Source organism: Kaistella sp. CFF1-2 (assembly GCF_059509915.1).
Map to the genome: position 1 here is coordinate 1,083,336 of NZ_JCAKLF010000001.1, position 22,572 is coordinate 1,105,907.

Sequence of the window (22,572 nt, forward strand, 5' to 3'; positions counted from 1 at the left end):
AATTATACTTTTAATTGTCTATTAATACTTTGTTCCAAAGATATGAATGTTTCTGTTCTTGTTACGCCTTTTAGCTTCTGAATTTTGTTCAAAATTTGCATTAAATGGTCGTTATCTCTACACAAAACTTTCAAGAAAATGGTATAATTTCCTGTTGTATAATGCGCTTCAACAACTTCATTGATTTGATCCAAAGCCGAAACCGCATCTTTATAATGACTTGGCTGATCTAGGAAAACACCGATGTACGAAACCACCTTGTACCCTACTTTTCTAGGATTAAGAAACGAAACCGAATTCTCGATAATTCCCGCTTGTTCTAATTTTTTAATTCTTTGGTGAACCGCCGTTGTAGAAATCCCTACATTTTTAGAAATGTGTGCTAAAGAAGTTTTGGCATTATCCATCAACATGTAGATGATCTCTTTGTCTACAGAATCCAACTGATACCCCGTGTTTGTTGCAATTTTCATTTGATGTCTTTTTTATGTTTTTTAGTTACGTTTCATGGGTTCCGAATTGCATAACAACTGGAAAATGATCGCTATATCCTCCCAAATATCGAGAGCCGGCATAGGTTCGGAAAGGTCTACCACGAAAGCGCTTGTCATTACTTCGTAATTTGTCCGAGCTAAAAACATCGGCTCCCAAAAACTGCAACGATGTTTTTCCTTGCATGAAGTCTTGGGAAATCATAATTTGATCAAACAACAACCCATTAGAATAGTGAAAGGTTGAAAAAATGCGTTTTTTGTAAATCTCAGAGAACGGATTGTACATTTTTGTCTGCTCGCTGATTTGCAACAAATTTTTTATGCCTTCGTCGTCGGGGTTGGTATTGAAATCCCCCAAAACAAGTACCGGCTCATTCTCCTCTTCTGCGTTGTTTTTTATTCTTTTTTTCAACTCGCCCAAGATGTAATCACGTTTGGGTTTGTTAATATCTTTTTCTCTTTTTGATGGAAGATGCAAAACATAAACATGAAAAACATCTTCTTTATATTTCAATTTACAATACAAAATATCTCGTGTTGTATCGTAATTTTCTGGATTTTCGTCTTCAATTTCGAACAAATACGTCATCGTTTCCGAATCCAAAATCTCTATTTCTAACGTATTGTAAATCAATGCAACATCAATACCGCGCTCGTCTAGACTATCAAAGTGTACAAAATCATAATAGGGATGAAAGGGCGCCAATTTCATTAAGTCCTGCAAAGGCTGATCGCCTTGAACTTCACTTACACCAGCAAAGAGCGGCAATTTGCCATATTTCAGCTGAACTTGATCGAAAACATCTGCGATTTTGTACAGCTTATCCAAATACCTTCCTTTCGTCCAACTTCGGAAACCGTTGAAGTTTTTTTTATCTTGAATAAACTTAGAATCTGCTGGAATAAACAGATTTTCAAGATTATAAAACATAATCAGTTCCTGAGCTCTAGCCACCTCCTCTTGTAATGCATCCATAAAATCGGCGTAAAATTACCACTAATTTTTGTGTTTTTGAAGTTTTAATCTACAAAATGGGAATTATGTAAAACAATTTTCTGAAAAATATTAATATTAAAAATATTTTTCTTCAAAACAACGATTCGCTCATTTGAAAATTGACAAAATATCAGCAAAAAAGCAAAAGAAAGATATTGATTCATAAAAAAATCCTTTTATATTTATCTAAATATTAAAAACGTGATACTATGCAGAAATTTATTTTTTCATTTCTTTTTCTGATGGGTTTCTCGATTTTTGTGTTTGCACAAAAAATAGATGTAACCTATAGCGTGTCCCCAGCTAGTTTCGACGAAAATGAACAAATCACCATCACGTTCACAAACATCAACGAAACCACTTGGGGAACACAAGATTTATACCTTTGGTCGTGGGGTATTACTACGGACAACCAATCTCACGACAGCGTAACTAACGGCGTTTGGGAGAATTCAAATGCCGCTAACAAACTTACCAGACAAAGCAATGGCACGTACACCATTAGTTTTGTACCAAAAGCATTTTACGGGAATCAAAGTTTATCTTTAAAACAAATTGGATTCCTTGTTAAAACGCTCAATGGAGCTCCACAATCCAAGGACTATCTGGTCACTGTTGGAAAACTTCAACTAACTCTAAATCAACCAGCGGAAAACAGCATTCAGTTTTTAACGGGAGGTTCTTCGTACACCGTTACAGCGACAGCTTCGATAGATGCAACATTTGATTTGAAAGCCAACGGAGTAAGTATTTACCAAACTACAACTCCTTCGACCAACTTTTCCTACCCTTACATCGTATCAGGAAATAAAGATTTTGAATTGGTAGCAACTGTAGGAACCAATGCTGTCACGAAGAAATTTACCATTAACGAAAAACCACCACTTACGGTCGCACCAATGCCAGCTTATATGCAGCAAGGAATTTCGTACGACCCGAATGATCCAACCAAAGTTGGTTTAGCTTTGTATGCACCTGGAAAAGATTTCGCTTATGTGATTGGAAGTTTTAATGGATGGCAAGACAATTCAAGTTCTTTGATGAATGTAGATAGTAGCAATCCTAATTTATTTTGGAAAGAAATTACTGGCCTTACACCTCAACAAGTCTATACTTTTCAGTACAAAACAAGTGATAAAATTGTTGTAGCAGACCCCTATTCTCCGTTGATTTTATCACCGGATGATGATCAATGGATTTCGCCTTCAACGTATCCAAACAAACCCGCTTATCCAGCTGGACAAAGTTTTGATGTATCGGTAATTCAAACCGGAATGCCAAATTATCCTTGGAAAGTGGCCAACTTCACCAAGCCTGCAAAGGAAAAACTAACAGTTTACGAACTTCTTGTTCGTGACTTTACGGAAGGCAGAACATGGCAATCAACCATTGATAAAATCCCTTATTTAAAAGGATTAGGAATCAATGCCATTGAATTAATGCCGATTATGGAATTTGAAGGAAATGACTCTTGGGGTTACAACCCATCATTTCATTACGCCATTGACAAAGCTTACGGAACCGCCGATAAATTCAAAGAATTTGTAGACATCTGTCATCAAAATGGAATAGCGGTGATCTTGGACATTGCACTAAACCATGCTACGCAAAGAAATCCACTAGTACGAATGTGGAATACCAATCCGTCTGGATATGGACCACCATCTGCAACGAATCCATTCTTTAACACGACGGCAAAGCATGCATACAGTGTTTTTGAAGATTTCAATCATTCTAAAGACGAAACCAAATACTACGTAAAACGCGTCGTAGAACATTGGATGAAAGAGTACAAAGTTGATGGATTCCGCTGGGATCTTACCAAAGGATTTACGCAAAACTGTTCGCCATCAGATGAAAATTGTACAGGAGCATACCAAGCAGATCGAGTTGCTATCTTGAAACAATATGCCGATTATCAATGGAATCAAGATCCATCATCGTATGTTATTTTTGAGCATTTGGGTGGTGATCAGGAAGAGCAAGAATGGGCAAACTACAAAGCTGCCGAAGGAAAAGGGGTCATGATGTGGAATAATTTGGTGAATCCATATAACGAAACAACGATGTCTTGGGCTCCGAGCAGCAATATTGATCGTGTAAATTACACGACACACGGTTTCACAGAAATGCGAAATATGGCTTATGGTGAAAGTCATGACGAAGAACGTTTGATGTACAAAAACCTTCAATATGGAAAAACGGATGGGGGTTACAACATCAAAGATTTAAACACCGCTTTGGATCGAATGAAAGGAATTGGCGCTATTCTATTGGCGGTTCCAGGACCAAAAATGATCTGGCAGTTTGGAGAATTAGGATATGATTTCAGTATTAATCAATGTCCTGATGGAACGAACGATTCAGGCTGTAGAACCTCTTCAAAACCTGTTGCTTTTACACTAGGTTATGATGTTAATCCGCCAAGAAAAGCCATTTACGATACATGGGCAAAAGTTTTGACTTTGAAAAACGCGAATGAAGTTTTCGAATCAAAAACCTTCCAAGTAAAATCAGGTGATTTGATGCCTAAAATTCACATTTCTAATCCAGCTTTAGCCGCAGGAAAAGTGAAAAATGTAGCTATTTTCGCCAATTACACAACAACACCTCAAAATGTAAATCCAGAACTTCCTTTTGCAGGAAATTGGTACGATTTGATGAACGGAAATAACGTGATCAGTTTTGCAACAGCAACGACTCCTGTTTTACTGCAACCTGGAGAATTTAGAATTCTAGGTGATGCGCAAGCTTCTAATTTAGGAACTTCGGATTTTTCCAATTCGAATGCAGCGCAATTGCAAATTTTGGAAAATCCAGCTTCAAAATCCGAAATTAAAATCCAATACAAGAAAGCAAAAAACGCAACAATTTATGTGTATGACCTTTCTGGAAAGTTGATTCACTCTCAAAAAGCGAAATCTTCGGAGAGTCAAGAATCGCTTCGAATTTCAGGAATTAAAAGCGGCGTTTATTTAATTCAACTCAAATCCGATAACGGAGCCGCTGTGGCTAAAGTTATTGTGAAATAATTTTTACAATTGTCATTCCGACGAGGAGGAATCTCAAATTTGTAAAGAGATTCATCACTCCACTTTGTTCCGTTCTGAATGACAAAGAATAAAAAAATCCACTTCCTAGGAAGTGGATTTTGCTTTATCTAAAAATGATCTTCAAGCAAATCTGGTCTACGTTCTTTTGTAATTCGAACCGCTTCATCATGACGCCATTCTTCAATTTTACCGAAATTTCCACTCAACAAAACATCAGGAACTCGCAAACCTTTGTATTCATCAGGTCTTGTGTAAATAGGTGGTGACAATAAATCGTCTTGAAAACTATCTGTCAAAGCACTTTGCTCGTCATTCAATACTCCAGGAAGCAAACGAATAACCGAATCGGCAAGAACGCAAGCCGCCAACTCGCCTCCCGTAAGTACATAATCCCCGATTGAAAGTTCGAAAGTCACATGCAAATCTCGAACGCGCTGATCAATTCCTTTGTAATGTCCACAAATAATCATCAAATTTTCTTTGATAGAAAAGGTGTTAGCGATTTTCTGATTCAACGTTTTCCCTTCGGGAGTCAAATAAATAATCTCGTCGTAAGTTCGTTCCGTTTTCAATTCGGAAATACATTTATCCAACGGCTCTACCATCATCACCATTCCGGCTCCGCCACCATAAGGCTCGTCGTCAATTTGCTTGTGTTTTCCCACACTCCAATCACGCAATTGATGAAAATGAACTTCGGCAAGACCTTTATTCATCGCTCGTTTTAAGATTGAAGCCTGAAATGGACTTTCCATTAACTCGGGCAAAACACTAATTATATCTATTCTCATTGTTCCGTTTTATTTGTTATTGTAGGCAAAATAATCAATCGTAGTGAGGAATCTTTGTTAAAATAACTCCACATCCAATTGAAGAATATCGCCAATTTATTTCGAACCGTTAAGATGAGCATCAAATGTAGAAACATCCAAAAATACCACGCAAAAGTTCCTTGGAACTTCCATTTTGGAAGATCAACAACGGCTTTATGTTTCCCGATGGTGGCCATCGATCCCATATCTTTATATTCGTATTCCTTCCAATCAGATTCCGATTTTTTAAGGAAGTTTTTTGCCAAATTCGCACCTTGATTTAAAGCTACATTCGCGACTTGCGGATGACCCGTTGGATATTTTGGCGTTTCCATATAGGCAATATCACCAATCGCATAAATTGATTCGTAACCTTTAATTTTATTAAAACGATCGACGATGAAACGATTTCGAACCATTTTATCTTCACCCAAACCTTCAATGACATTTCCCGTAACTCCAGCGGCCCAAATCACGTTGTTACTCGCTACCACTTTCCCACTTTGCATGGAAACAACATCGCCATCGTAATCTACAACACGTTCGCCGCTCCAAAAATCAACACCTAAGTCTTTCAGATACTTTTCAGATTGATTTTGAGCTTCTTTACTCATCACATCCAAAGGTTTTTCGGTAGCTGATACCAAAATAATCTTCAGATGATCAAAATTCATATGCGGATAGTCTCTTGGAAGCACTTCTTTCTTCATTTCGGCGAAAGCGCCCGCCAATTCTACTCCCGTAGGACCACTACCAACGATAACGATATTCCAATTTCCATCGTCGCTTCGTGACTTTTCGATAATCAACTTTTCAAAAGTCAATAATATTTGGTTTCGAATACTAATCGCTTCTTGGGTATTTTTCATCCCGTAGGTAAGACGTTCCATTTTTTCATTTCCAAAAAAATTGGTTTTACAACCTGTGGCGATCACCAATTTATCATAGGAAAAAACGGCGTCCGAAGTCACAATTTTATTTTCGTCAGGAATAATGCGCTCTACCTCCGACATGCGGAACTGAACATTCCTTGAACGTTGAAAAATCTTACGAAACGGAAACGAAATATTAGAAGGCTCTATCCTTCCGCTAGCAACTTGATAAAATAACGGCTGAAACATATGATGATTAACCCGATCAATAAGAACCACCTTCTGACCACTCTTCCCACTCAGTTTTCTAGCAAAACTAAGCCCTGCAAATCCGCCACCAATAACAACAATTTTATCACGCATACGAAGTTTTTTGCAAAATTAAGGTTTTTAAAACCAATCCTCACGAAAGCCAAAAAAATAAAATCGCTAATTCTAAAGATGAATATTTACTTTTGCAAACGAATGGCACAGAAAACGACTCGATCTAAAAAGAAAACCACCCGAAAAAGGCATCTCAATCGCCGCAAAAATTATCTTTTGCGCCGCGTTATTCTTTTGACCATACTTGCCATTGCTTTGCTTGGAACAGGTTACTACCTAAAAGAGAAAATTACGTTCTATTATGCGATGTATTTTAAAAAATTCGAGCATAAAAAACTGAAAAACAACGAATACGAAACCAATCGAATCAAAAATATTATTCAGGAATACAATGATAAAACGTTTGGAATCGACATTTCCCATTACCAACGCAAGGAAGACATTCAATGGGACAGTCTTTCCATCGCTAATGGCGCCATTCCTATTGACTTTGTTGTATTGCGAGCCACGATGGGAAATTCGAGTTCAGATAAACATTTTGATGAGTTTTGGGAATTGGCCAAAAAACACGAAAAGATTCGTGGAGCCTATCATTTTTATCGTCCAGACGAAGATCCGATTCAGCAAGCCAATAATTTTCTTGATAATGTCCAATTAGAAAGTGGCGATCTGCCACCTGTTTTGGATATTGAAAAAGCACCGCGACGAAAGTCGAACGAGCAACTTATCGCCGATCTTAAAGTTTGGTGCAAAATTATGGAAGAAAAATACGGAACCAAACCTATAATCTACACCTACTACTATTTTTATAAAGATCATTTACGAGGTGAGTTTGATGATTATCCTATTTGGCTAGCCAATTATAATGACGTGCTTATTCCTTCCGATAAAGATCCTTGGAAGTTCTGGCAGTTTTCGGAAAAAGGAATCGTTCACGGCATCAACACCAAAGTAGATCTTAATGTGTATAACGGTGGACTTTGGTCGTTGAAAGGCTTGACGATTGATTAATTCTTCAATTTTTCTTTTAGAAGTTCTTACGTTCCTTTTCTGAAAGGAATTTGTTTTTCGTATTTTTGCCGCTAAATTTTTTAGGAATGAATTACGTTGCTGCAGAAAATCTATCTAAATCGTATGGTTTAAAATCTCTTTTCAAAAACATTAGTTTTAATATTAATGAAGGAGACAAAATTGCCATCGTTGCCAAAAACGGAAGCGGAAAATCAACGCTTTTAAAGATTTTGATGGGAAAAGAAATTGCAGATGAAGGCGACGTAACCATTAATAAAGACATTCAAGTTGTTTTATTTGATCAGGAAATCGATTTCGAATCGAATTTAACGATTGACGAGTTCATGATGACTTTGGATTCGCCACCGATTTTAGCGTTGAAACAATACCACCATTCGTTGATTTCCCAAGACACGAAGGAAATGGAAGATGCGATCGCAGCAATGGAACTTCAAAAAGCTTGGGATCTGGAAAATGAGATGAAACAAATTTTATCTCAGTTAAAAATCACCAATTTACAAGCAAAGATGGGAACCCTTTCCGGTGGTCAAATCAAAAGAGTGGCTCTTGCGAAGCTTTTAACAGAAACGCGTGCCGAACATCGCCACACCTTGTTAATCATGGACGAACCCACCAACCACCTCGATGTGGAAATGGTAGAATGGCTAGAAAACTATCTGAGTAAAGCAAAAATCACTTTGTTGCTCGTAACGCACGACCGTTATTTCTTGGATTCCGTTTGTGACATCGTTTGGGAAATGGAAGATCAAAATCTTTACGTTCACCAAGGAAGTTACGCGACCTATTTGGAAAATAAAATGATTCGCGAAGAAAACCTCAATTCGACGATTGACAAAGCGAATAATTTGTATCGCAAGGAATTAGAATGGATGCGTCGCCAACCCAAAGCACGAACAACTAAGTCAAAATCGAGAATCGATGCGTTTTACGAAACAGAAAAAGTCGCAAAAACCAATACCAAAAAAGATGCTTTGGAATTGGATTTCGAAATGAAGCGTCTTGGAAAAAAGATTCTTGAACTTCGAAATATTGATAAAAGTTTTGGTGACAACCTTTTACTAAAAGATTTTTCGTATCAATTTCAACGTGGTGAGAAAGTAGGAATTGTCGGTAAAAATGGCGCTGGAAAATCTACTTTACTGAATATTATTCAAGGTTTAGAAGCGAAAGATGCGGGAGAAATTGAAACGGGAGAAACGATAAAATTCGGGTATTTTTCGCAAAAAGGTTTGCAATATAAAGAAGACGAACGTGTCATTGATTTTATCCGTGAAATCTCTGAAAACTTCCCATTAGCCAATGGAAGAACCATTTCGGCATCGCAGTTTTTACGTTTGTTTTTATTTGATGATCAAACGCAATATTCACCAATTTCGAAACTTTCAGGGGGCGAAAAACGTCGTTTGCATTTGATGTACGTGTTGTATCAGAATCCAAACTTCTTGATTTTTGATGAACCAACAAACGATCTTGACCTTCCGACATTAACGGTTTTAGAAAACTTTTTGCTGAATTTCCAAGGTTCACTCATTATTGTTTCGCACGATCGTTATTTCATGGATCGTATTGTTGATCATGTTTTGGCGTTTGAAGGCGAAGGGAAAATTAAAAACTATACAGGGAATTTCTCCGAATATCGCGAATGGAAGAAGAAACAAACCGACGAGAAAAAAGCTGTTGAAGTTAAAGTTTCAGAGCCTGAAATAAAAGAAGCAACTCCAACTCAAAAAGCTGCTCCTAAAAAGAAACGTTCATATAAGGAACAGCGCGAATTGGAAACGATTGAGAAAGAAATGCCCGAGTTCGAAAAGAAACGAAATACCATCCTTGAACTTCTGAACAACGAAAGTGATTACGAGAAAATCGCCAAGCTTTCTGCTGATTTAGAAAAAATTTCTGAGAAGTTAGAAAACCACGAAATGCGTTGGCTCGAACTGAACGAAGAATAAATTTAACTAAACGGAATCCATCTTTTTTCGCTTGAACTTTGCAAAGCAGCATCCACTAGTTCCATATTGACTACAATCTCGGAAGCTTGTGATGGTAACGCTTTTCCAAAAACAATATGCTCATAAATTTCTTGGAAGTAATGCATGTAATTTCCGGGCGAACTGGTCAATTCGTTTCGAATTTCGTTTCCATCCTCTAAAACAACATTAAGAATTCCGTCTGATTTGGTTAATGGAATTGTCCATTCTTCATTAAATGTAGGAATTGCTCCTGCTACCAATTCATTTTCCTGATCATCCGATCGTTCCTGAAGGAAACAACCTTTGGAACCAAAAAGTTTATAGGCATCGTGATCTTCTTTTGCAAAAACCGACGCTTTCAAACGCACTCGTTTTTCATCGGAATACGCTAATAAAATTTCAAAATAATCGTTAGCATACGCTTTTCCCTTCATCGAAAAAACATCGGCAAAAACAGAATTCGGTTTTCCAAATAAAACGACCGCTTGATCAATTATATGCGTTCCCAAATCGTGCAAAGCACCAGAACCCGGAAGATTCGGATCTTCTTTGTGAATTTTGGATCCTGCATGGGTTCGAAAACGATCAAAACGAATTTCAACTTCCTTGATTTCGCCTAAAATACCTTCCTTTAAAACAGATTCCACTTGCAGAAAATCTCGATCAAAGCGACGATTCTGAAAAACACTCAGAAAAACACCTTTTGCTTCCGCTAAAGCAACCAATTCCTTTGCTTCGGCAGAATTTACAGTAAAAGGTTTTTCAACAATAACGTTTTTCCCCGCTTCGATTGCCATTTTGCAATACTCAAAATGGGTTTGAACGGGCGTATTCACCACAACCAATTCAATATCAGGATTGGCAAGAAGCTCTTCAACACTTCGATAAATCGTAGAATCCGAATATTTTTCTTGCGAATCATTTTTGGAACGCTCAACAATTCCAGCTAAATGAAATCCCGGATGTTCCTTAAAAAACGGCGCATGAAAAACACGTCCACTCATTCCAAAAGCGCAAAGCCCAACTTGTATCAACTGCATACTGAAAGATTTTATGCAAAGATAAAATTTTGCGCCTTTTTCCTCGAAAAATGGAGCGATTTATTATAATATAAATGATAGTTTTGCATTAAGTTTCAATTATGTTCAAATCAGCTATTTTCCGACTTCATTTAATCGTTTTCCTTTGGGGATTTACGGCAATTTTGGGTAAACTTATCCAAACAGACGCTTACAAATTGGTTTTCTACAGAATGCTTTTTGCAGCACTTTTTCTGTATATTTTCAATCGATTTATTTTAAAACAGTCACTAAAGATTTCTAAGAAACTTCTTTTGCAATTATTCGGAATTGGTGCCTTTATGGGCGCGCATTGGCTTTTATTTTTCTATTCCATTAAGGTTTCCAACGTTTCGATAGCACTTTCTTGCTTATCGCTTTCAACGCTTTTTGCGTCGGTTTTGGAGCCACTCATTTTTAAACGGAAGATTGATCCTGTTGAAATCATCATTGGAATTATCATTGTCATCTGTATTTCCTTTATTTTCAAAGCTGAAATGAGCTATAAAGAAGGAATTATTGCTGGGGTTTTCTGCGCCCTTTTCGGAACTATTTTCTCCGTTTTGAATGGGAAAATTTATGGAAAAACCTCATCATCAAATATCATTTTCTATGAAATTTTTGGTGGTTGGCTGATTATTTCGTTGTTTTTTGCAGCAACAGGAAAAATTGTTGAATTCCATGAAATAAGTTGGAAAGATTTAGCGTTAATAGTCTTGTTGGCAAGTGTTTTTACCGCATACCCAATGCTTGAAAGCGTTAATTTGATGAAATATATTTCACCGTTTACTTTAATTTTAACGGTAAATTTAGAACCGGTGTATGGGATTATCTTGGCGTTTTTTATCTTTGGAGCGTCAGAACACATGACCCCCGTTTTCTACGGAGCTTCATTAGTAATGATTTTATCCATCTTTGCAAATGGCTATTTCAAAACAAAGAAGAAAGTGAAAACACCGATTGAAAATTAAATTCATGAAAAAAAAGATACTTTTTTTCCTTCTTTGCATCACTACTTTTTATAACGCACAAATTGTGCGTAAATACTCTAATGAGTTTCTCAATATTGGTGCTGGTGCTCGTGGATTAGCCATGGGCGGAGCCGTAATTAGCAATCAAGATGACGTATATGCCCCGATGTGGAATCCCGCAGGATTAACGGGTGTAGAACGAGATTGGCAAGGTGCGGCAATGCACGCAGAATATTTTGAATCTATTGCAAAGTACGATTATATAGCCTTTGCCAAGCCTTTGGATAACGAAGGAGGCGTTTTAGGAATCTCTGTTGTTCGATTGGGAATTGACAACATTCTCAATACAACGCAAATGATTGATAGTGAAGGAAATATCGATTATGATAAAATATCGAAATTCTCCCAAGCGGATTATGCAGGAATTATTTCTTATGGTTTCCATCCCGGTGGAAATCAAAAAATTAGTTTAGGAGTTAACGCAAAATTGGTTTATCGAAATGTGGGGAAATTTGCAAGCGGTTTCGGTTTTGGATTTGATTTGGGTGGAATTTACACCACGGAAAGTAATTGGAAAATTGGTGGTATGATTCGTGACATCACGACGACCGTGAACTTCTGGAAAGTGAATCAGGAAAAGCTATCAACGGTGGTTAACGGAGAAGAATTCAATCCAGCACCAAAAGATAAAATGGAATTAACCATGCCAAAATTGAATTTTGGTGTTAGTAAAAATTTTGAACTTAATCGTGATTTAGAATTACTTCCTGAAGCGGGAATTAATGTTGATTTTGCAAAAACGGCAGCTTTAATTTCAACGGATTTTGCAAGTATTTCGCCGTATGCAGGAGCCGAATTAAAATTTCAAGATTTAATATTTGTTCGTTTAGGAGTTAATCGATTTCAAAATATTACCGATATTGAGGATCTAAAAAGAAAAGTTTCCTTCCAGCCTAGTGCTGGAATCGGAATTCAGTATAAAGGACTAACTTTGGATTACGCCATTACCAACTCCGGAATTGGAGGTTCTAATTTCTATTCGAACTTCTTCTCTTTACGTTTGGACATGGGTAAATTCAGAAATTAAATAGCATATATCCAATGAAAAAATTAACTTCATTAATCGGAATTTTAGCAACAATTGCTTTGTCAGCTCAAAGTGTTTCCGATTACAAATACGTTTACATTACGCCATCTTCAAAAGAATTTCCGAAGGGTGATTATAAACTTCCTCAATTATTGAAAGCGCAACTAACGTCGAGACAATACATTGTTATTCAAGATGAAAATGGTGTTTTGCCAGAACTCTTGGCATCCAACCCATGCAGTGTTGCGAAAGCGGAGATTTTGGACAATTCGAACATGATGCGTAATCGTGTGACGGTTCGTTTTACCGATTGCCAGAACCGAGTTCTTGGGGAAAATAAAGGAACTTCGATGATCAAAGATTTTGACAAAGGCTTTCCAGATGCATTACGAATTTCGATGAAAGAAATGCCGTCATCTAACCCAAATGAAGCCAATCAACCGAAAGTAATGATTGCTGCAACTCCGTTAACTCCTGCAAAAACGGTTACGCAACAACCCGAAAAAATTAGAGAAACAACGGCTCCGGTTGCTCAAAGCCAAAGCAATACAACGACTGTGAAATCAACAACAGCACCAGGCGTTCAAGCGTATACTTTTGGAAATAAAGAATATCAGAAAGTTCAATTAGGAAGCGATCAATTCATTTTGGTAAGCAACGATAGTAACGTTCCTTTTGCAACTTTTAAAAATACATCAAAAGCCGATGTTTTCCGAGTTCAAATGGGTGATGGAACATCAACATTTGGATATTTAGAAAGTGGAAATTTGGTTATTGAAACGACGGATGCGAGTGGAAAAACACAGAATCTTGTGTTAAAACAGAAATAAACAAAAACTCGGAATCTAGTTCCGAGTTTTTTTATGAATTAAAGTAGGCCCAAACCAATTGGGCTTTACTTTTTCCTAAAATTTCTTCTAAGGTTTCAACGCTGGATTCTCGAACGCGTTTTACAGATTTTAATTTCTTTAAAAGCATTTCGATCGATTTCGGACCAACACCCGGAATCTCTTCCAACTCCGATTGAATGGTAGAATTTTTTCGTCGTGTGCGATGGTGTCGAACGCCAAAGCGATGCGCTTCATCACGAACACGTTGCAAAATCTTGAGAGTCTCTGATTTTTTATCCAAATACAATGGAATCGGATCTTCCGGAAAATACAATTCTTCCAAGCGTTTTGCGATGCCGATAATCGTAATTTTTCCGTACAAACCTAACAACTTCAGACTTTTTACCGCCGAAGAAAGTTGGCCTTTTCCTCCATCAATCAAAATTAATTGTGGCAACGGTTCACCTTCATCCAATAAGCGTTTATAGCGGCGATAAATCACTTCTTCCATCGTTGCAAAATCGTTCGCACCTTCAACCGTTTTGGGATGAAAAATACGATAATCGGCTTTACTTGGTTTTCCATCTTTAAACACCACACAAGCTGAAACAGGATTGGTTCCTTGAATATTAGAATTATCAAAACCTTCAATATGACGAGGCTCAACAGGCATTCGCAACAGCGATTGCATTTCAGCCATAATCCGATTGGTGTGTCGCTCGGGATCAACAATTTGAACTTGTTTCAACTTTTCAATGCGATATTCCTTCGCATTTTTCTCGGAAAGCTCTACAATTCTCTTTTTATCACCGACTTTAGGAACAATTAATTTTACATTCGGAATTTCTACCGAAAGATGGAATGGCAGCAAGATTTCTTTGGAATCGGAATTGAATTTTTGCCTAATTTCAATCAACGCTTCTTCCATAATATCCTCATCCGACTCATCAATAATTTTCTTGATTTCTGTGGTAAAACTCTGGATGATATTTCCGTTTCGAATTTTAAAATAATTCAAATACGCGGCGGTTTCATCACTGGTCATTCCAAAAACATCAACATCATCAATATTCGGATTAACAACCGTATTTCGCGCTTGATAATCTTCTAAAACATCCAAACGTTCTTTGACCATTTGCGCATTTTCAAACTCTAAATTCTCAGCAAAAGTGGTCATTTCTTCCACCAAATAATTTCGCGCCAGTCGGAAATCTCCTTTGACGATTCCGCGAATCGCATCGATTTTTTTATCGTAAGATTCTTTGGTTTCAAAACCCTCACAAGGCCCTTTGCAATTCTTAATATGAAACTCCAAACACACTTTAAATTTGCCTTCTTCGATTTTTTCAGGATCGAGATTGAGATTACAAGATCGAATTTTATACAACTGCTTAATCGTATCCAATAAAACGCGAGCAGGACGAACTTTTGCGTAGGGTCCAAAATACTCAGAACCATCTTTAATTCGAGTTCGCGTCAGAAAAATTCGTGGAAAATCTTCGTTTTTGATGCAAATCCAAGGATAGGTTTTGTCATCCTTGAGCATCACGTTGTAATACGGATTATGCTCTTTTATCAAGTTATTTTCCAACAGCAAAGCATCGTATTCACTAGGAACAATCGTGGTTTCGAGACGGTGAATTTTTTTCACCATAATTCGAGTTCGATAACCAGGCAAGTTTTTGTTGAAATACGACAAAACCCGTTTCTTCAAATTTTTAGCCTTCCCAACATACAAAAGCTGTTCATTTTTATCGAAATAGCGATAAACTCCCGGCTCTGAGGGTAACGTTTTTAGCTGAAGCTCCAAATTTGAATTCATATAAACAAAGGTACAATTATCTCTAAAAAGAACGACTTTCCTACGAACTTAAACCAAAGATTTGGCATGAGCGAGAAAATCACGATATTTACTACAACTTATTTAGTAGAAAAATTATGAAAAATTTTGGGATTGACCAGTTAGAAATTCAAGATATTATCAACATTAATCAGGGTAAAGAACAAATTATCCTGAATGATGAAGCCAAAGCAAAAATCACCCAATCTCAAAAAAATGTAGCCGAAATTGTGGCTTCAGACCGTACGGTTTATGGTATTAACACCGGTTTCGGACCGCTTTGTGATACGAAAATTTCTGATGAAGAAACAGCTCAACTGCAACATAATTTGATTATTTCGCATTCCGTAGGTGTTGGAAAACCGATCAGTAAAGATCTTTCAAAAATGATGATGATTTCGAAAATCCATGCTTTATCTAAAGGATTTTCGGGCGTTTCATTAAACATGATTGAGCGTTTAATAACGATGGTGGAAAAAGATATTATTCCCGTTGTTCCAGAACAAGGTTCGGTGGGCGCTTCGGGAGATTTGGCTCCGCTTTCGCATTTGGTTTTACCGTTATTAGGATTAGGAAAAGTTTGGGAAAATGACACCATTTCTGACGCGGCTTCTGTATTAAAAAAACATCAATTGGAGCCTTTAACTTTAGGCCCGAAAGAAGGTTTGGGATTAATCAATGGAACGCAGTTTATTCTTTCTCATGCAATGCAAGGTTTAGATAAAATGGCGTATTTGTTAGATTTGGCGGACCTTACCGCTGCTATGAGTATTGAAGCCTATCAAGGCTCTGCAAGTCCATTCAAGAAAGAACTTCACGATATTCGTCCGTTTGATGGAAGTAGAAAAGTGGCTGAGCGTATGCGTTGGTTGCTTTCCGATTCTGAAAATTTGAATTCTCATGTAGATTGCAGTCGAGTACAAGATCCGTACTCTATGCGTTGTGTACCGCAAGTTCATGGAGCGAGTCGAAATGCATTCGAACATTTAAAACAACTTACGGAAACCGAATTAAATTCTGTAACCGATAATCCAATTGTTTTAAGCGCTGAAGAATCCATTTCTGGAGGGAATTTCCACGGACAATTGCTTGCGATGGCTTTAGATTATGGAACATTAGCCGCAGCCGAATTAGGAAATATTTCAGACAGACGAAGCTATCTTTTGTTGGAAGGCAAGTTTGGTTTACCAAGATTATTAACGGAAAGCTCTGGTTTGAATTCTGGATTTATGATTCCTCAATATACGTCTGCAGCTTTGGTTACCGAAAACAAAACGCTTTGTTTCCCAGCATCAGCTGATTCCATTCCAACAAGTTTAGGACAAGAAGATCACGTGTCTATGGGAAGTATTTCGGGACGAAAATTCAATCAAGTTTTGGATAATTTAGTGAATATTTTAGCGGTGGAATTAATGTATGCCGCGCAAGGATTAGAATTCCGAAGACCTGCAAAATGTTCACCAATAATCGAAGAAAATTTCAATCTCATCCGTTCTGTCGTTCCAAAATTAGAAGACGATCGATTAATTGGTGAAGACATGCTAGCAATTGCAGACCTTATCCGTGCAAGAAAATTTAAAGTTAATCCGTAATTTTCGTATCGAGATTCTTTCTTATTTACTTAATTTAAATTGATCACGAAATTAATCTCCGAGTTTGTAATCTAAGGGAAGCATCTCGCCTACTTTATTTTTTACAAAATCGCCGTCCGAAAGCAAGAGATTAGGATCCGACGTATTTCCATCTGGAAAAAGCAAGAAAGCCTCACCATCAAGGTATAAATTAGAAGTCTGAGCCATCGAAAGTTCAGACTTTTTTATTTTTCCTTTCTCGATGGAATATGGGAACTTTTTGTAATTCACTTGAAGAATGTCTTTTACCGTGAGATACAAATCTTTGCCCACTCTCTTCGTATATTCACTTTCAGGAAGCTTGGTTTTTGTTAATCCTTGAACAAACTCCGAGTTCCCCGACTTTTTACGGCTGATATCCATAATATGCTGAGGAACCAAAAGGTTTTTCTGAAGTTTCGCTTCTTCTTGAAACGCTTTTAATTCGGCCAATTCACTTGCCGTTGGATATTTTGGATTCGGCATTCGGATGATGTAATTCACCCAAAAGCCTTCTACTTCTACTTTATTTTCAACTACGGAGCGAATGAAATGTTGCAAGCTTCCTAAAAACGCATTCATGCGATTGACTTTCAATTCCTTAGTGGCTTTATGTTCTTTGAAAAATGAAGTTCCGTAAAAACTAACCAAACGCTGATTAAAATCAGTCTCAAAGGACATCAAATCGTATTGAACGGTATAACCCAATTTTTTATTTTCAATAATCAAAGGCTCTTTGGCTTTCACTTTCAGAAATTTCGTCTTTTTATCGTAAGAGAATTTCAAGCTTCGAGGGTTTTTCAATTTAACGTTTGCTTGATCCATTCCTAAAAATTCATTGAGGAAATAGTTAATATATCTCTTGTAAGCCTCTTCGGTATAGGGAATAATTCGAACTTCTTCAATTTCCTGAAACTTCAACAACCGAATTTCGTTCTCTTTTCCAGCCATGGATTTTACACTTTCAATTTTCGTTTCGTAAGCCTCTTTTTGAAAAACAAGATTTGCATTGCTAACGCCTTTTACATCGATAGAAAATCGACCTTGAGCATCCGAAATCGTACTGATTTTTGATCCATCAACATAAACCTGGACTTGACTTAATGGATTTCCATTTTCAGTCATTGTTTTTCCTTGAATCACCTGAGCATGAGCCCAAATACAACACAAAAAGGAAGCGATAAAAAGTAAAAATCGGTTCATATTTTAATAACTAATTTTATAGTGATACAAGATTACAAAATAATTCTGATATAAGTCAGTTTCGGATTATGAAATACTATATTTCGTAAATTTACTACTACAAACAACCCATAAACAATGAAAATATTTCGTTTATTCTTTGCTTTTTTAGTAGCATTTGGCGTAAGTTCGATGATGATGTCATGTGAAAACAATGATGACGTTAATATTGAAGAAAATTCGTACGATCCTGAAAATCCAAACATTCCGAAAATCTCTTTTGTAACCAACGAATCTACAGCAACAGAATTTTCATTTTGGCTGAAAAGTTCTCAAAATATCACGGTAGATTGGGGCGATTATCAAAAAATGACATACCCAATAAGTAATCCGAATGGTGAAATTATTAAAGGAAATTTGGTTCGTCAACTCGTTAAAATCTATGCAAATTCTGGAAAAAGTATTACAACATTGAATTTAGAAAAACGAGCATTAAAGCAATTGGATGTTCAAAATGCAATTGGTTTAGAAAATCTAATGCTGGAAAACAACAAACTGTCCTCGTTGGATATTTCAAAAAACACCAATTTGGAATTCTTGGATTTGGGTGAAAATAAATTCAAAACCGAAGATTTGGATAAGGTTCTAAAATCACTTCCGAACAGAAATACAAAAACGTCGGGCGAAATTAGTATCGGCAATGGCGCTGATGGAAATGAACGTCCATCTGCAGAAGCACTAACTTTTGCAAAAAACATGAATTGGAAAGTGAATCAAGATTAACGTATTTTTTCATCATATTTAATTTGTTATCGCCTTGTAGAGAGGCAAAAAGCTCTGGAAAACCCAGAGCTTTTTTATGTATATTTTAAAATTGATTAACCTATTTTCACGGAAGTCATACTCAAACTTCCACCGATCAATTCGTCATTAAAGAGTTGAAGATCGTCGGTTTTCGTTTTCAAACCTAAAGTGTACATCAGCGGAAGAAAGTGATCCGGAGTAGGTATCGCGTACTGAATTTCCGTTCCTTGATTTTGATATTGAATTAAACGTTCAAAATCACCATCCATCAACCATTGATTGGTTTTCTCACGAGCTTCAATCGCCCAATCCCAGCCCGCTCCAACAACGTTAATATTCTTCCAATCAACCATTCTAAGATTGTGAACGATGTTTCCACTTCCTAAAATAAGAACGCCTTTTTCACGAAGTTTTTGCAAACGATTCGCCAAATCAAAATGATACTGCGCCGGTTTCGTCATATCAATACTCATCTGAATCACGGGAATATCCGCATCAGGATACATATGTCGCAAAACCGACCACGCACCGTGATCGAGTCCCCAACTTTCGCTAAGAATACCTTCGTTAGGCAAAAGCAATTCTGCTGTTTCCAGCGATAATTTGGGATCACCTTTAGCAGGATAATCCACCGCGAAAAGTTCCTTGGGAAAACCATAAAAATCATGAATGGTTTTTTGGGTTTCGCCTGCTGTAAGGAACGTTCCTTCGGTATACCAATGCGCGGAAATACACAAAATAGCATTAGGAATGGGCAAATCTTTCGCCGCATCCCGAAATCCTTTTACAAACACATTTTCTTCAATGGCGTTCATCGGAGAACCGTGTCCCATAAAAACGACCGGCATCTTGTCCGAACCAGAAAATCCGTTTGCTATATTTTCTAATTGATGTAAATTCATTGAAAAAAGGAAGGAAGCCCAATAAAACTTCCTTCATATTAGTTTATGCTTATTGTTTTACAAACTGCAATTCACCTGCAATTTTTACTTCGTCAGAAACCAAAACTCCTCCTGTTTCTAGAGCCGAGTTCCAGTTTAATCCGAAATCTTTTCTGTTGATTTTCCCTGAGAAAGAGAAACCAGCTTTTGTATTTCCCCATGGGTCCTTATTGATTCCACCGAACTCTACATCCAAATTAACTGGCTTTGTAATTCCGTTAATTGTTAGGTTCCCAGTGATTCCGTCGTTTAAAGAAGACGTTTCAAAAGTAATTTTTGGATTATTCTCTACATTGAAGAAATCTGCAGATCTTAAATGATTGTCACGATCTTCGTTGTTTGTATAGATAGAGTCCGTATCGATATATGCTGTAGTTTTCGCATTTTGGAACGTATCATCATCTGATTCGATTTCTGCGTTGAAGTTTCTGAATTCTCCTTTTACGTTAGAAATCATCATGTGTTTTACTTTGAATGTAATTTCACTATGTGTCGGGTCTAATAACCATTTAGTTGCCATAATTTTTATTTTTTTATTTGTTAGTATTTATAGGACAAATTTAGGTTGATCCCATGCCTTGATTCATTGACATATGGTAAGAAAACGAAATATTTTCATTTTTTTGAAAGATCGGTACAAAAAGAAAACCACGTTTTCAAAATTGAAAAAGTGGTTTCTATGTATTTTTAAGGCAGCTACTATCTTCCGAAATCGTCTTGCACACGAACAATATCATCTTCATCCGAAGGATTAGATGCATCCGTATGTTGCCAAATCTCTGCAACAACACCCCAACCTTCTAAACCTATCAAACGGTGGCGCTCGCCTTTTTCCAATTTAATTTGATCTTTAGGAAAATAGGTTTTCAATTCACCTTCTTCATCAGTGTTGCTTCGATTTACACCAACACTTCCATCAACAACTTGCCAGATTTCTGCTCTTCTGTGGTGATACTGCCAACTCAAGCGAGCTTCTGGAGCCACCAACAGAATTTTTGGGCTCAATTTTCCACCAATTTTTAAGGTTTCAACATCAATTCCATCGAAATAGGTGTCTGCAAAATCTTGCGCTTGCTTTTCATCTATTACAAAAAAGCCGCCCCAAGGTCTATTTTCGTCTTTTGAAACGATGGAAAAACCTTGTTCCTCTAATTTCCCTTCAACTTTTTCGAATATTTCTTTTTTCGATTCAGACATTCTGTTTTATTTTTTTAAGATTTCAAATATACTTAGAATTGCAATTCTACGTTAATAAATCGGGATTTTCTTGAAAGGTTTTCCAAAGCAACTCGCCAAAAAGCGTATTTGTCCACGCAAACCAAGATCGAGTAAATTTCTTTGCATTATTCTTATGAAAAGACTCATGCATAAAGCCTGTCCCGCCATGGGTTTTCTGCAGGGTTTGGATGCACCACTTTATCTCCTCTTTGTTATTGGTCGTTAATGCCTTCATGATAATACTCATTGGCCAAATCATATCCAAACCAATGTGCGGACCACCAATTCCCTCTGCTACGCTTCCTTTAAAAAAGAACGGGTTGTTTTCAGACCAAATAAACTTACGCGTATTTTGATAAACGGGATCGTCATAGTTCACAGCATCTAAATACGGCAATGCCAGTAAACTCGGCACATTAGCATCATCCATTAAATTATAACTTCCAAAACCGTTGGTTTCAAACGCATATATTTTTCCAAATTCGGGATGATTGTAAATTCCATATTTTGATACTGCATTTTCAACTTCGATAGCAAGATCTTTTAATTCTTTTGCTAAACTCTCATCCTTTATAATGACGTTTACCATTTCGGCAGCTTGTTTCAAACTAACAATAGCAAAAAGGTTGGACGGAATTAAAAATCCAAAAACCGTTGCATCATCACTTGGGCGAAACATAGAACTGATTAAACCTACAGGCTTTGTTGGATAACCATAACCTCCCATCGCAACACCATCGGTAGCCCAAGCTGTTTTTCTTTGAAATTTATACGGTCCTAAATTTTCTTTCCGTTGTTGTTCTTTGAAGGTTTTCAATGTTAACTTAATAGCATTCACCCAGTTGGAATCAAAAGGTTTTGTATCGCCTGTTTCTTTCCAAAAATGATACGCCAAACGTATCGGGTAACACAGCGAATCGATTTCCCATTTTCGCTCGTGAACACCAGGTTTCATCTCCGTTAAATCCAAATCTTTCCATTCACTAATTTTCGCTTCATCATTATAAAAAGCATTGGCATAGGGATCTTTTAGGATAAAAGTTGTTTGCTTATTAATGACTCCCGCAATTAGTTGATGTAATTTTTCATCCTTTTTAGTAAAAGGTAAATAGGGAAAAACTTGGGCCGAACTATCCCGAAGCCACATCGCATCAATATCCCCTGTAATCACATAGGTATCTGGTTTTCCATTAATTCCTTCATAGTAAACCGTGGTGTCTAAAGTATTTGGAAAACAATTTTCAAAAAGCCAAGCCAATTCTTTATTTTTTACTTTTTTCTGAAAAGCCGAAATGGCATTTTCTATGGCTTCGCTTTTAAAATGGCGTTTTTCTAAAGGAGTTCGCACCACTGGAAAACTCTCGAAATAGAAAGGTTTTGCAAACATATTTTCTGTCAAAAGCAATCCGGCACCAGCCAAAGCTCCATTTTTTAAGAAATTTCTTCTATTCATCCGTTTTTTTTTATATTAAGTTGA

General features: G+C 37.0%; 19 protein-coding genes. 8 read left to right on the forward strand and 11 right to left on the reverse strand.

What is annotated here, in order from left to right; translation table 11 throughout:
* Positions 1–2: 2 nt before the first annotated feature.
* Complete coding sequence (locus AC5XHR_RS04990) at positions 3–473, reverse strand: Lrp/AsnC ligand binding domain-containing protein (RefSeq protein ID WP_495949669.1); 471 nt, start codon at positions 471–473, stop codon at positions 3–5.
* Positions 474–498: 25 nt separating this feature from the next.
* Positions 499–1,470 carry an endonuclease/exonuclease/phosphatase family protein gene (locus tag AC5XHR_RS04995; RefSeq protein ID WP_495949670.1) on the reverse strand — a complete coding sequence of 324 codons (972 nt, stop codon included), beginning with the start codon at positions 1,468–1,470 and terminating at the stop codon, positions 499–501.
* A 230-nt stretch (positions 1,471–1,700) separates the two neighbouring features.
* Here AC5XHR_RS04995 and AC5XHR_RS05000 point away from each other — a divergent pair, with 230 nt between their 5' ends.
* Positions 1,701–4,523, forward strand: coding sequence for an alpha-amylase family glycosyl hydrolase (locus tag AC5XHR_RS05000; RefSeq protein ID WP_495949671.1), 2,823 nt, complete (start codon positions 1,701–1,703; stop codon positions 4,521–4,523).
* Positions 4,524–4,651: 128 nt separating this feature from the next.
* On the opposite strand, the gene trmD is transcribed toward AC5XHR_RS05000, so the two are convergent.
* Together trmD and AC5XHR_RS05010 are read right to left on the reverse strand one after the other, a co-directional pair.
* A complete protein-coding gene (trmD, locus tag AC5XHR_RS05005; protein ID WP_495949672.1) occupies positions 4,652–5,335 on the reverse strand; it encodes a tRNA (guanosine(37)-N1)-methyltransferase TrmD in 684 nt (227 codons plus the stop codon).
* Positions 5,332–6,591, reverse strand: a complete 1,260-nt coding sequence (locus AC5XHR_RS05010; RefSeq protein WP_495949673.1) for an NAD(P)/FAD-dependent oxidoreductase — start codon at positions 6,589–6,591, stop codon at positions 5,332–5,334. Before AC5XHR_RS05010 ends, trmD begins: the two co-directional genes overlap by 4 nt.
* Before the next feature lie 78 nt (positions 6,592–6,669).
* Between AC5XHR_RS05010 and AC5XHR_RS05015 the strand changes: the two genes are divergently transcribed.
* Positions 6,670–7,563: a glycoside hydrolase family 25 protein gene (locus AC5XHR_RS05015; RefSeq protein ID WP_495949674.1), complete on the forward strand. Its 894-nt coding sequence runs from the start codon at positions 6,670–6,672 to the stop codon at positions 7,561–7,563.
* Positions 7,564–7,649: 86 nt separating this feature from the next.
* A complete protein-coding gene (locus tag AC5XHR_RS05020) occupies positions 7,650–9,533 on the forward strand; it encodes an ABC-F family ATP-binding cassette domain-containing protein (RefSeq protein WP_495949675.1) in 1,884 nt (627 codons plus the stop codon).
* Between the two features lie 2 nt (positions 9,534–9,535).
* Here AC5XHR_RS05020 and AC5XHR_RS05025 read toward each other — a convergent pair whose 3' ends face one another.
* A complete protein-coding gene (locus tag AC5XHR_RS05025) occupies positions 9,536–10,594 on the reverse strand; it encodes a Gfo/Idh/MocA family oxidoreductase (RefSeq protein ID WP_495949676.1) in 1,059 nt (352 codons plus the stop codon).
* A gap of 101 nt (positions 10,595–10,695) precedes the next feature.
* Between AC5XHR_RS05025 and AC5XHR_RS05030 the strand changes: the two genes are divergently transcribed.
* From AC5XHR_RS05030 to AC5XHR_RS05040, 3 genes are read left to right on the forward strand one after another with little or no spacing between them, the layout of a single operon-like run.
* A complete protein-coding gene (locus AC5XHR_RS05030; RefSeq protein WP_495949677.1) occupies positions 10,696–11,583 on the forward strand; it encodes a DMT family transporter in 888 nt (295 codons plus the stop codon).
* A gap of 4 nt (positions 11,584–11,587) precedes the next feature.
* On the forward strand, positions 11,588–12,670 hold the full coding sequence (locus AC5XHR_RS05035) for a putative type IX sorting system protein PorV2 (RefSeq protein WP_495949678.1): 1,083 nt from the start codon (positions 11,588–11,590) through the stop codon (positions 12,668–12,670).
* A gap of 14 nt (positions 12,671–12,684) precedes the next feature.
* The gene (locus AC5XHR_RS05040) at positions 12,685–13,500 is read left to right on the forward strand and encodes a hypothetical protein (RefSeq protein WP_495949679.1); all 816 of its coding nucleotides are present in this window, start codon (positions 12,685–12,687) and stop codon (positions 13,498–13,500) included.
* A gap of 31 nt (positions 13,501–13,531) precedes the next feature.
* Here AC5XHR_RS05040 and uvrC read toward each other — a convergent pair whose 3' ends face one another.
* Entirely contained in the window at positions 13,532–15,322 is a 1,791-nt protein-coding gene (gene uvrC, locus AC5XHR_RS05045; protein WP_495949680.1) for an excinuclease ABC subunit UvrC, read from the reverse strand.
* 116 nt (positions 15,323–15,438) lie between these two features.
* Between uvrC and hutH the strand changes: the two genes are divergently transcribed.
* Positions 15,439–16,932 carry a histidine ammonia-lyase gene (hutH, locus tag AC5XHR_RS05050; RefSeq protein ID WP_495949681.1) on the forward strand — a complete coding sequence of 498 codons (1,494 nt, stop codon included), beginning with the start codon at positions 15,439–15,441 and terminating at the stop codon, positions 16,930–16,932.
* A 51-nt stretch (positions 16,933–16,983) separates the two neighbouring features.
* Here the strand turns inward: hutH and AC5XHR_RS05055 are convergent, their stop codons facing one another.
* Positions 16,984–18,153, reverse strand: a complete 1,170-nt coding sequence (locus AC5XHR_RS05055) for a carboxypeptidase-like regulatory domain-containing protein (RefSeq protein WP_495949682.1) — start codon at positions 18,151–18,153, stop codon at positions 16,984–16,986.
* Positions 18,154–18,270: 117 nt separating this feature from the next.
* Between AC5XHR_RS05055 and AC5XHR_RS05060 the strand changes: the two genes are divergently transcribed.
* The gene (locus AC5XHR_RS05060; protein ID WP_495949683.1) at positions 18,271–18,915 is read left to right on the forward strand and encodes a leucine-rich repeat domain-containing protein; all 645 of its coding nucleotides are present in this window, start codon (positions 18,271–18,273) and stop codon (positions 18,913–18,915) included.
* Positions 18,916–19,010: 95 nt separating this feature from the next.
* Here the strand turns inward: AC5XHR_RS05060 and ygiD are convergent, their stop codons facing one another.
* The 4 genes from ygiD to AC5XHR_RS05080 form a co-directional block, all read right to left on the reverse strand.
* Entirely contained in the window at positions 19,011–19,838 is an 828-nt protein-coding gene (gene ygiD, locus AC5XHR_RS05065; protein ID WP_495949684.1) for a 4,5-DOPA-extradiol-dioxygenase, read from the reverse strand.
* A gap of 49 nt (positions 19,839–19,887) precedes the next feature.
* On the reverse strand, positions 19,888–20,397 hold the full coding sequence (locus AC5XHR_RS05070; RefSeq protein WP_495949685.1) for a YceI family protein: 510 nt from the start codon (positions 20,395–20,397) through the stop codon (positions 19,888–19,890).
* Positions 20,398–20,576: 179 nt separating this feature from the next.
* Positions 20,577–21,074 carry a cupin domain-containing protein gene (locus AC5XHR_RS05075; RefSeq protein WP_495949686.1) on the reverse strand — a complete coding sequence of 166 codons (498 nt, stop codon included), beginning with the start codon at positions 21,072–21,074 and terminating at the stop codon, positions 20,577–20,579.
* Positions 21,075–21,120: 46 nt separating this feature from the next.
* The gene (locus AC5XHR_RS05080; protein ID WP_495949687.1) at positions 21,121–22,548 is read right to left on the reverse strand and encodes a glycoside hydrolase family 125 protein; all 1,428 of its coding nucleotides are present in this window, start codon (positions 22,546–22,548) and stop codon (positions 21,121–21,123) included.
* Positions 22,549–22,572: the final 24 nt, after the last annotated feature.

Excerpts from the sequence above, each read along its gene's own strand:
- AC5XHR_RS05075 (WP_495949686.1), bottom strand. The coding sequence starts at position 21,074 with ATGTCTGAATCGAAAAAAGAAATATTCGAAAAAGTTGAAGGGAAATTA.
- AC5XHR_RS05000 (WP_495949671.1), top strand. The coding sequence starts at position 1,701 with ATGCAGAAATTTATTTTTTCATTTCTTTTTCTGATGGGTTTCTCGATT.
- AC5XHR_RS05035 (WP_495949678.1), top strand. The coding sequence starts at position 11,588 with ATGAAAAAAAAGATACTTTTTTTCCTTCTTTGCATCACTACTTTTTAT.
- AC5XHR_RS04995 (WP_495949670.1), bottom strand. The coding sequence starts at position 1,470 with ATGGATGCATTACAAGAGGAGGTGGCTAGAGCTCAGGAACTGATTATG.
- AC5XHR_RS05070 (WP_495949685.1), bottom strand. The coding sequence starts at position 20,397 with ATGGCAACTAAATGGTTATTAGACCCGACACATAGTGAAATTACATTC.
- ygiD (WP_495949684.1), bottom strand. The coding sequence starts at position 19,838 with ATGAATTTACATCAATTAGAAAATATAGCAAACGGATTTTCTGGTTCG.
- AC5XHR_RS05020 (WP_495949675.1), top strand. The coding sequence starts at position 7,650 with ATGAATTACGTTGCTGCAGAAAATCTATCTAAATCGTATGGTTTAAAA.
- hutH (WP_495949681.1), top strand. The coding sequence starts at position 15,439 with ATGAAAAATTTTGGGATTGACCAGTTAGAAATTCAAGATATTATCAAC.
- AC5XHR_RS05025 (WP_495949676.1), bottom strand. The coding sequence starts at position 10,594 with ATGCAGTTGATACAAGTTGGGCTTTGCGCTTTTGGAATGAGTGGACGT.
- AC5XHR_RS04990 (WP_495949669.1), bottom strand. The coding sequence starts at position 473 with ATGAAAATTGCAACAAACACGGGGTATCAGTTGGATTCTGTAGACAAA.
- AC5XHR_RS05030 (WP_495949677.1), top strand. The coding sequence starts at position 10,696 with ATGTTCAAATCAGCTATTTTCCGACTTCATTTAATCGTTTTCCTTTGG.
- AC5XHR_RS05040 (WP_495949679.1), top strand. The coding sequence starts at position 12,685 with ATGAAAAAATTAACTTCATTAATCGGAATTTTAGCAACAATTGCTTTG.
- AC5XHR_RS05015 (WP_495949674.1), top strand. The coding sequence starts at position 6,670 with ATGAATATTTACTTTTGCAAACGAATGGCACAGAAAACGACTCGATCT.
- AC5XHR_RS05010 (WP_495949673.1), bottom strand. The coding sequence starts at position 6,591 with ATGCGTGATAAAATTGTTGTTATTGGTGGCGGATTTGCAGGGCTTAGT.
- AC5XHR_RS05080 (WP_495949687.1), bottom strand. The coding sequence starts at position 22,548 with ATGAATAGAAGAAATTTCTTAAAAAATGGAGCTTTGGCTGGTGCCGGA.
- AC5XHR_RS05055 (WP_495949682.1), bottom strand. The coding sequence starts at position 18,153 with ATGAACCGATTTTTACTTTTTATCGCTTCCTTTTTGTGTTGTATTTGG.
- trmD (WP_495949672.1), bottom strand. The coding sequence starts at position 5,335 with ATGAGAATAGATATAATTAGTGTTTTGCCCGAGTTAATGGAAAGTCCA.
- AC5XHR_RS05060 (WP_495949683.1), top strand. The coding sequence starts at position 18,271 with ATGAAAATATTTCGTTTATTCTTTGCTTTTTTAGTAGCATTTGGCGTA.
- uvrC (WP_495949680.1), bottom strand. The coding sequence starts at position 15,322 with ATGAATTCAAATTTGGAGCTTCAGCTAAAAACGTTACCCTCAGAGCCG.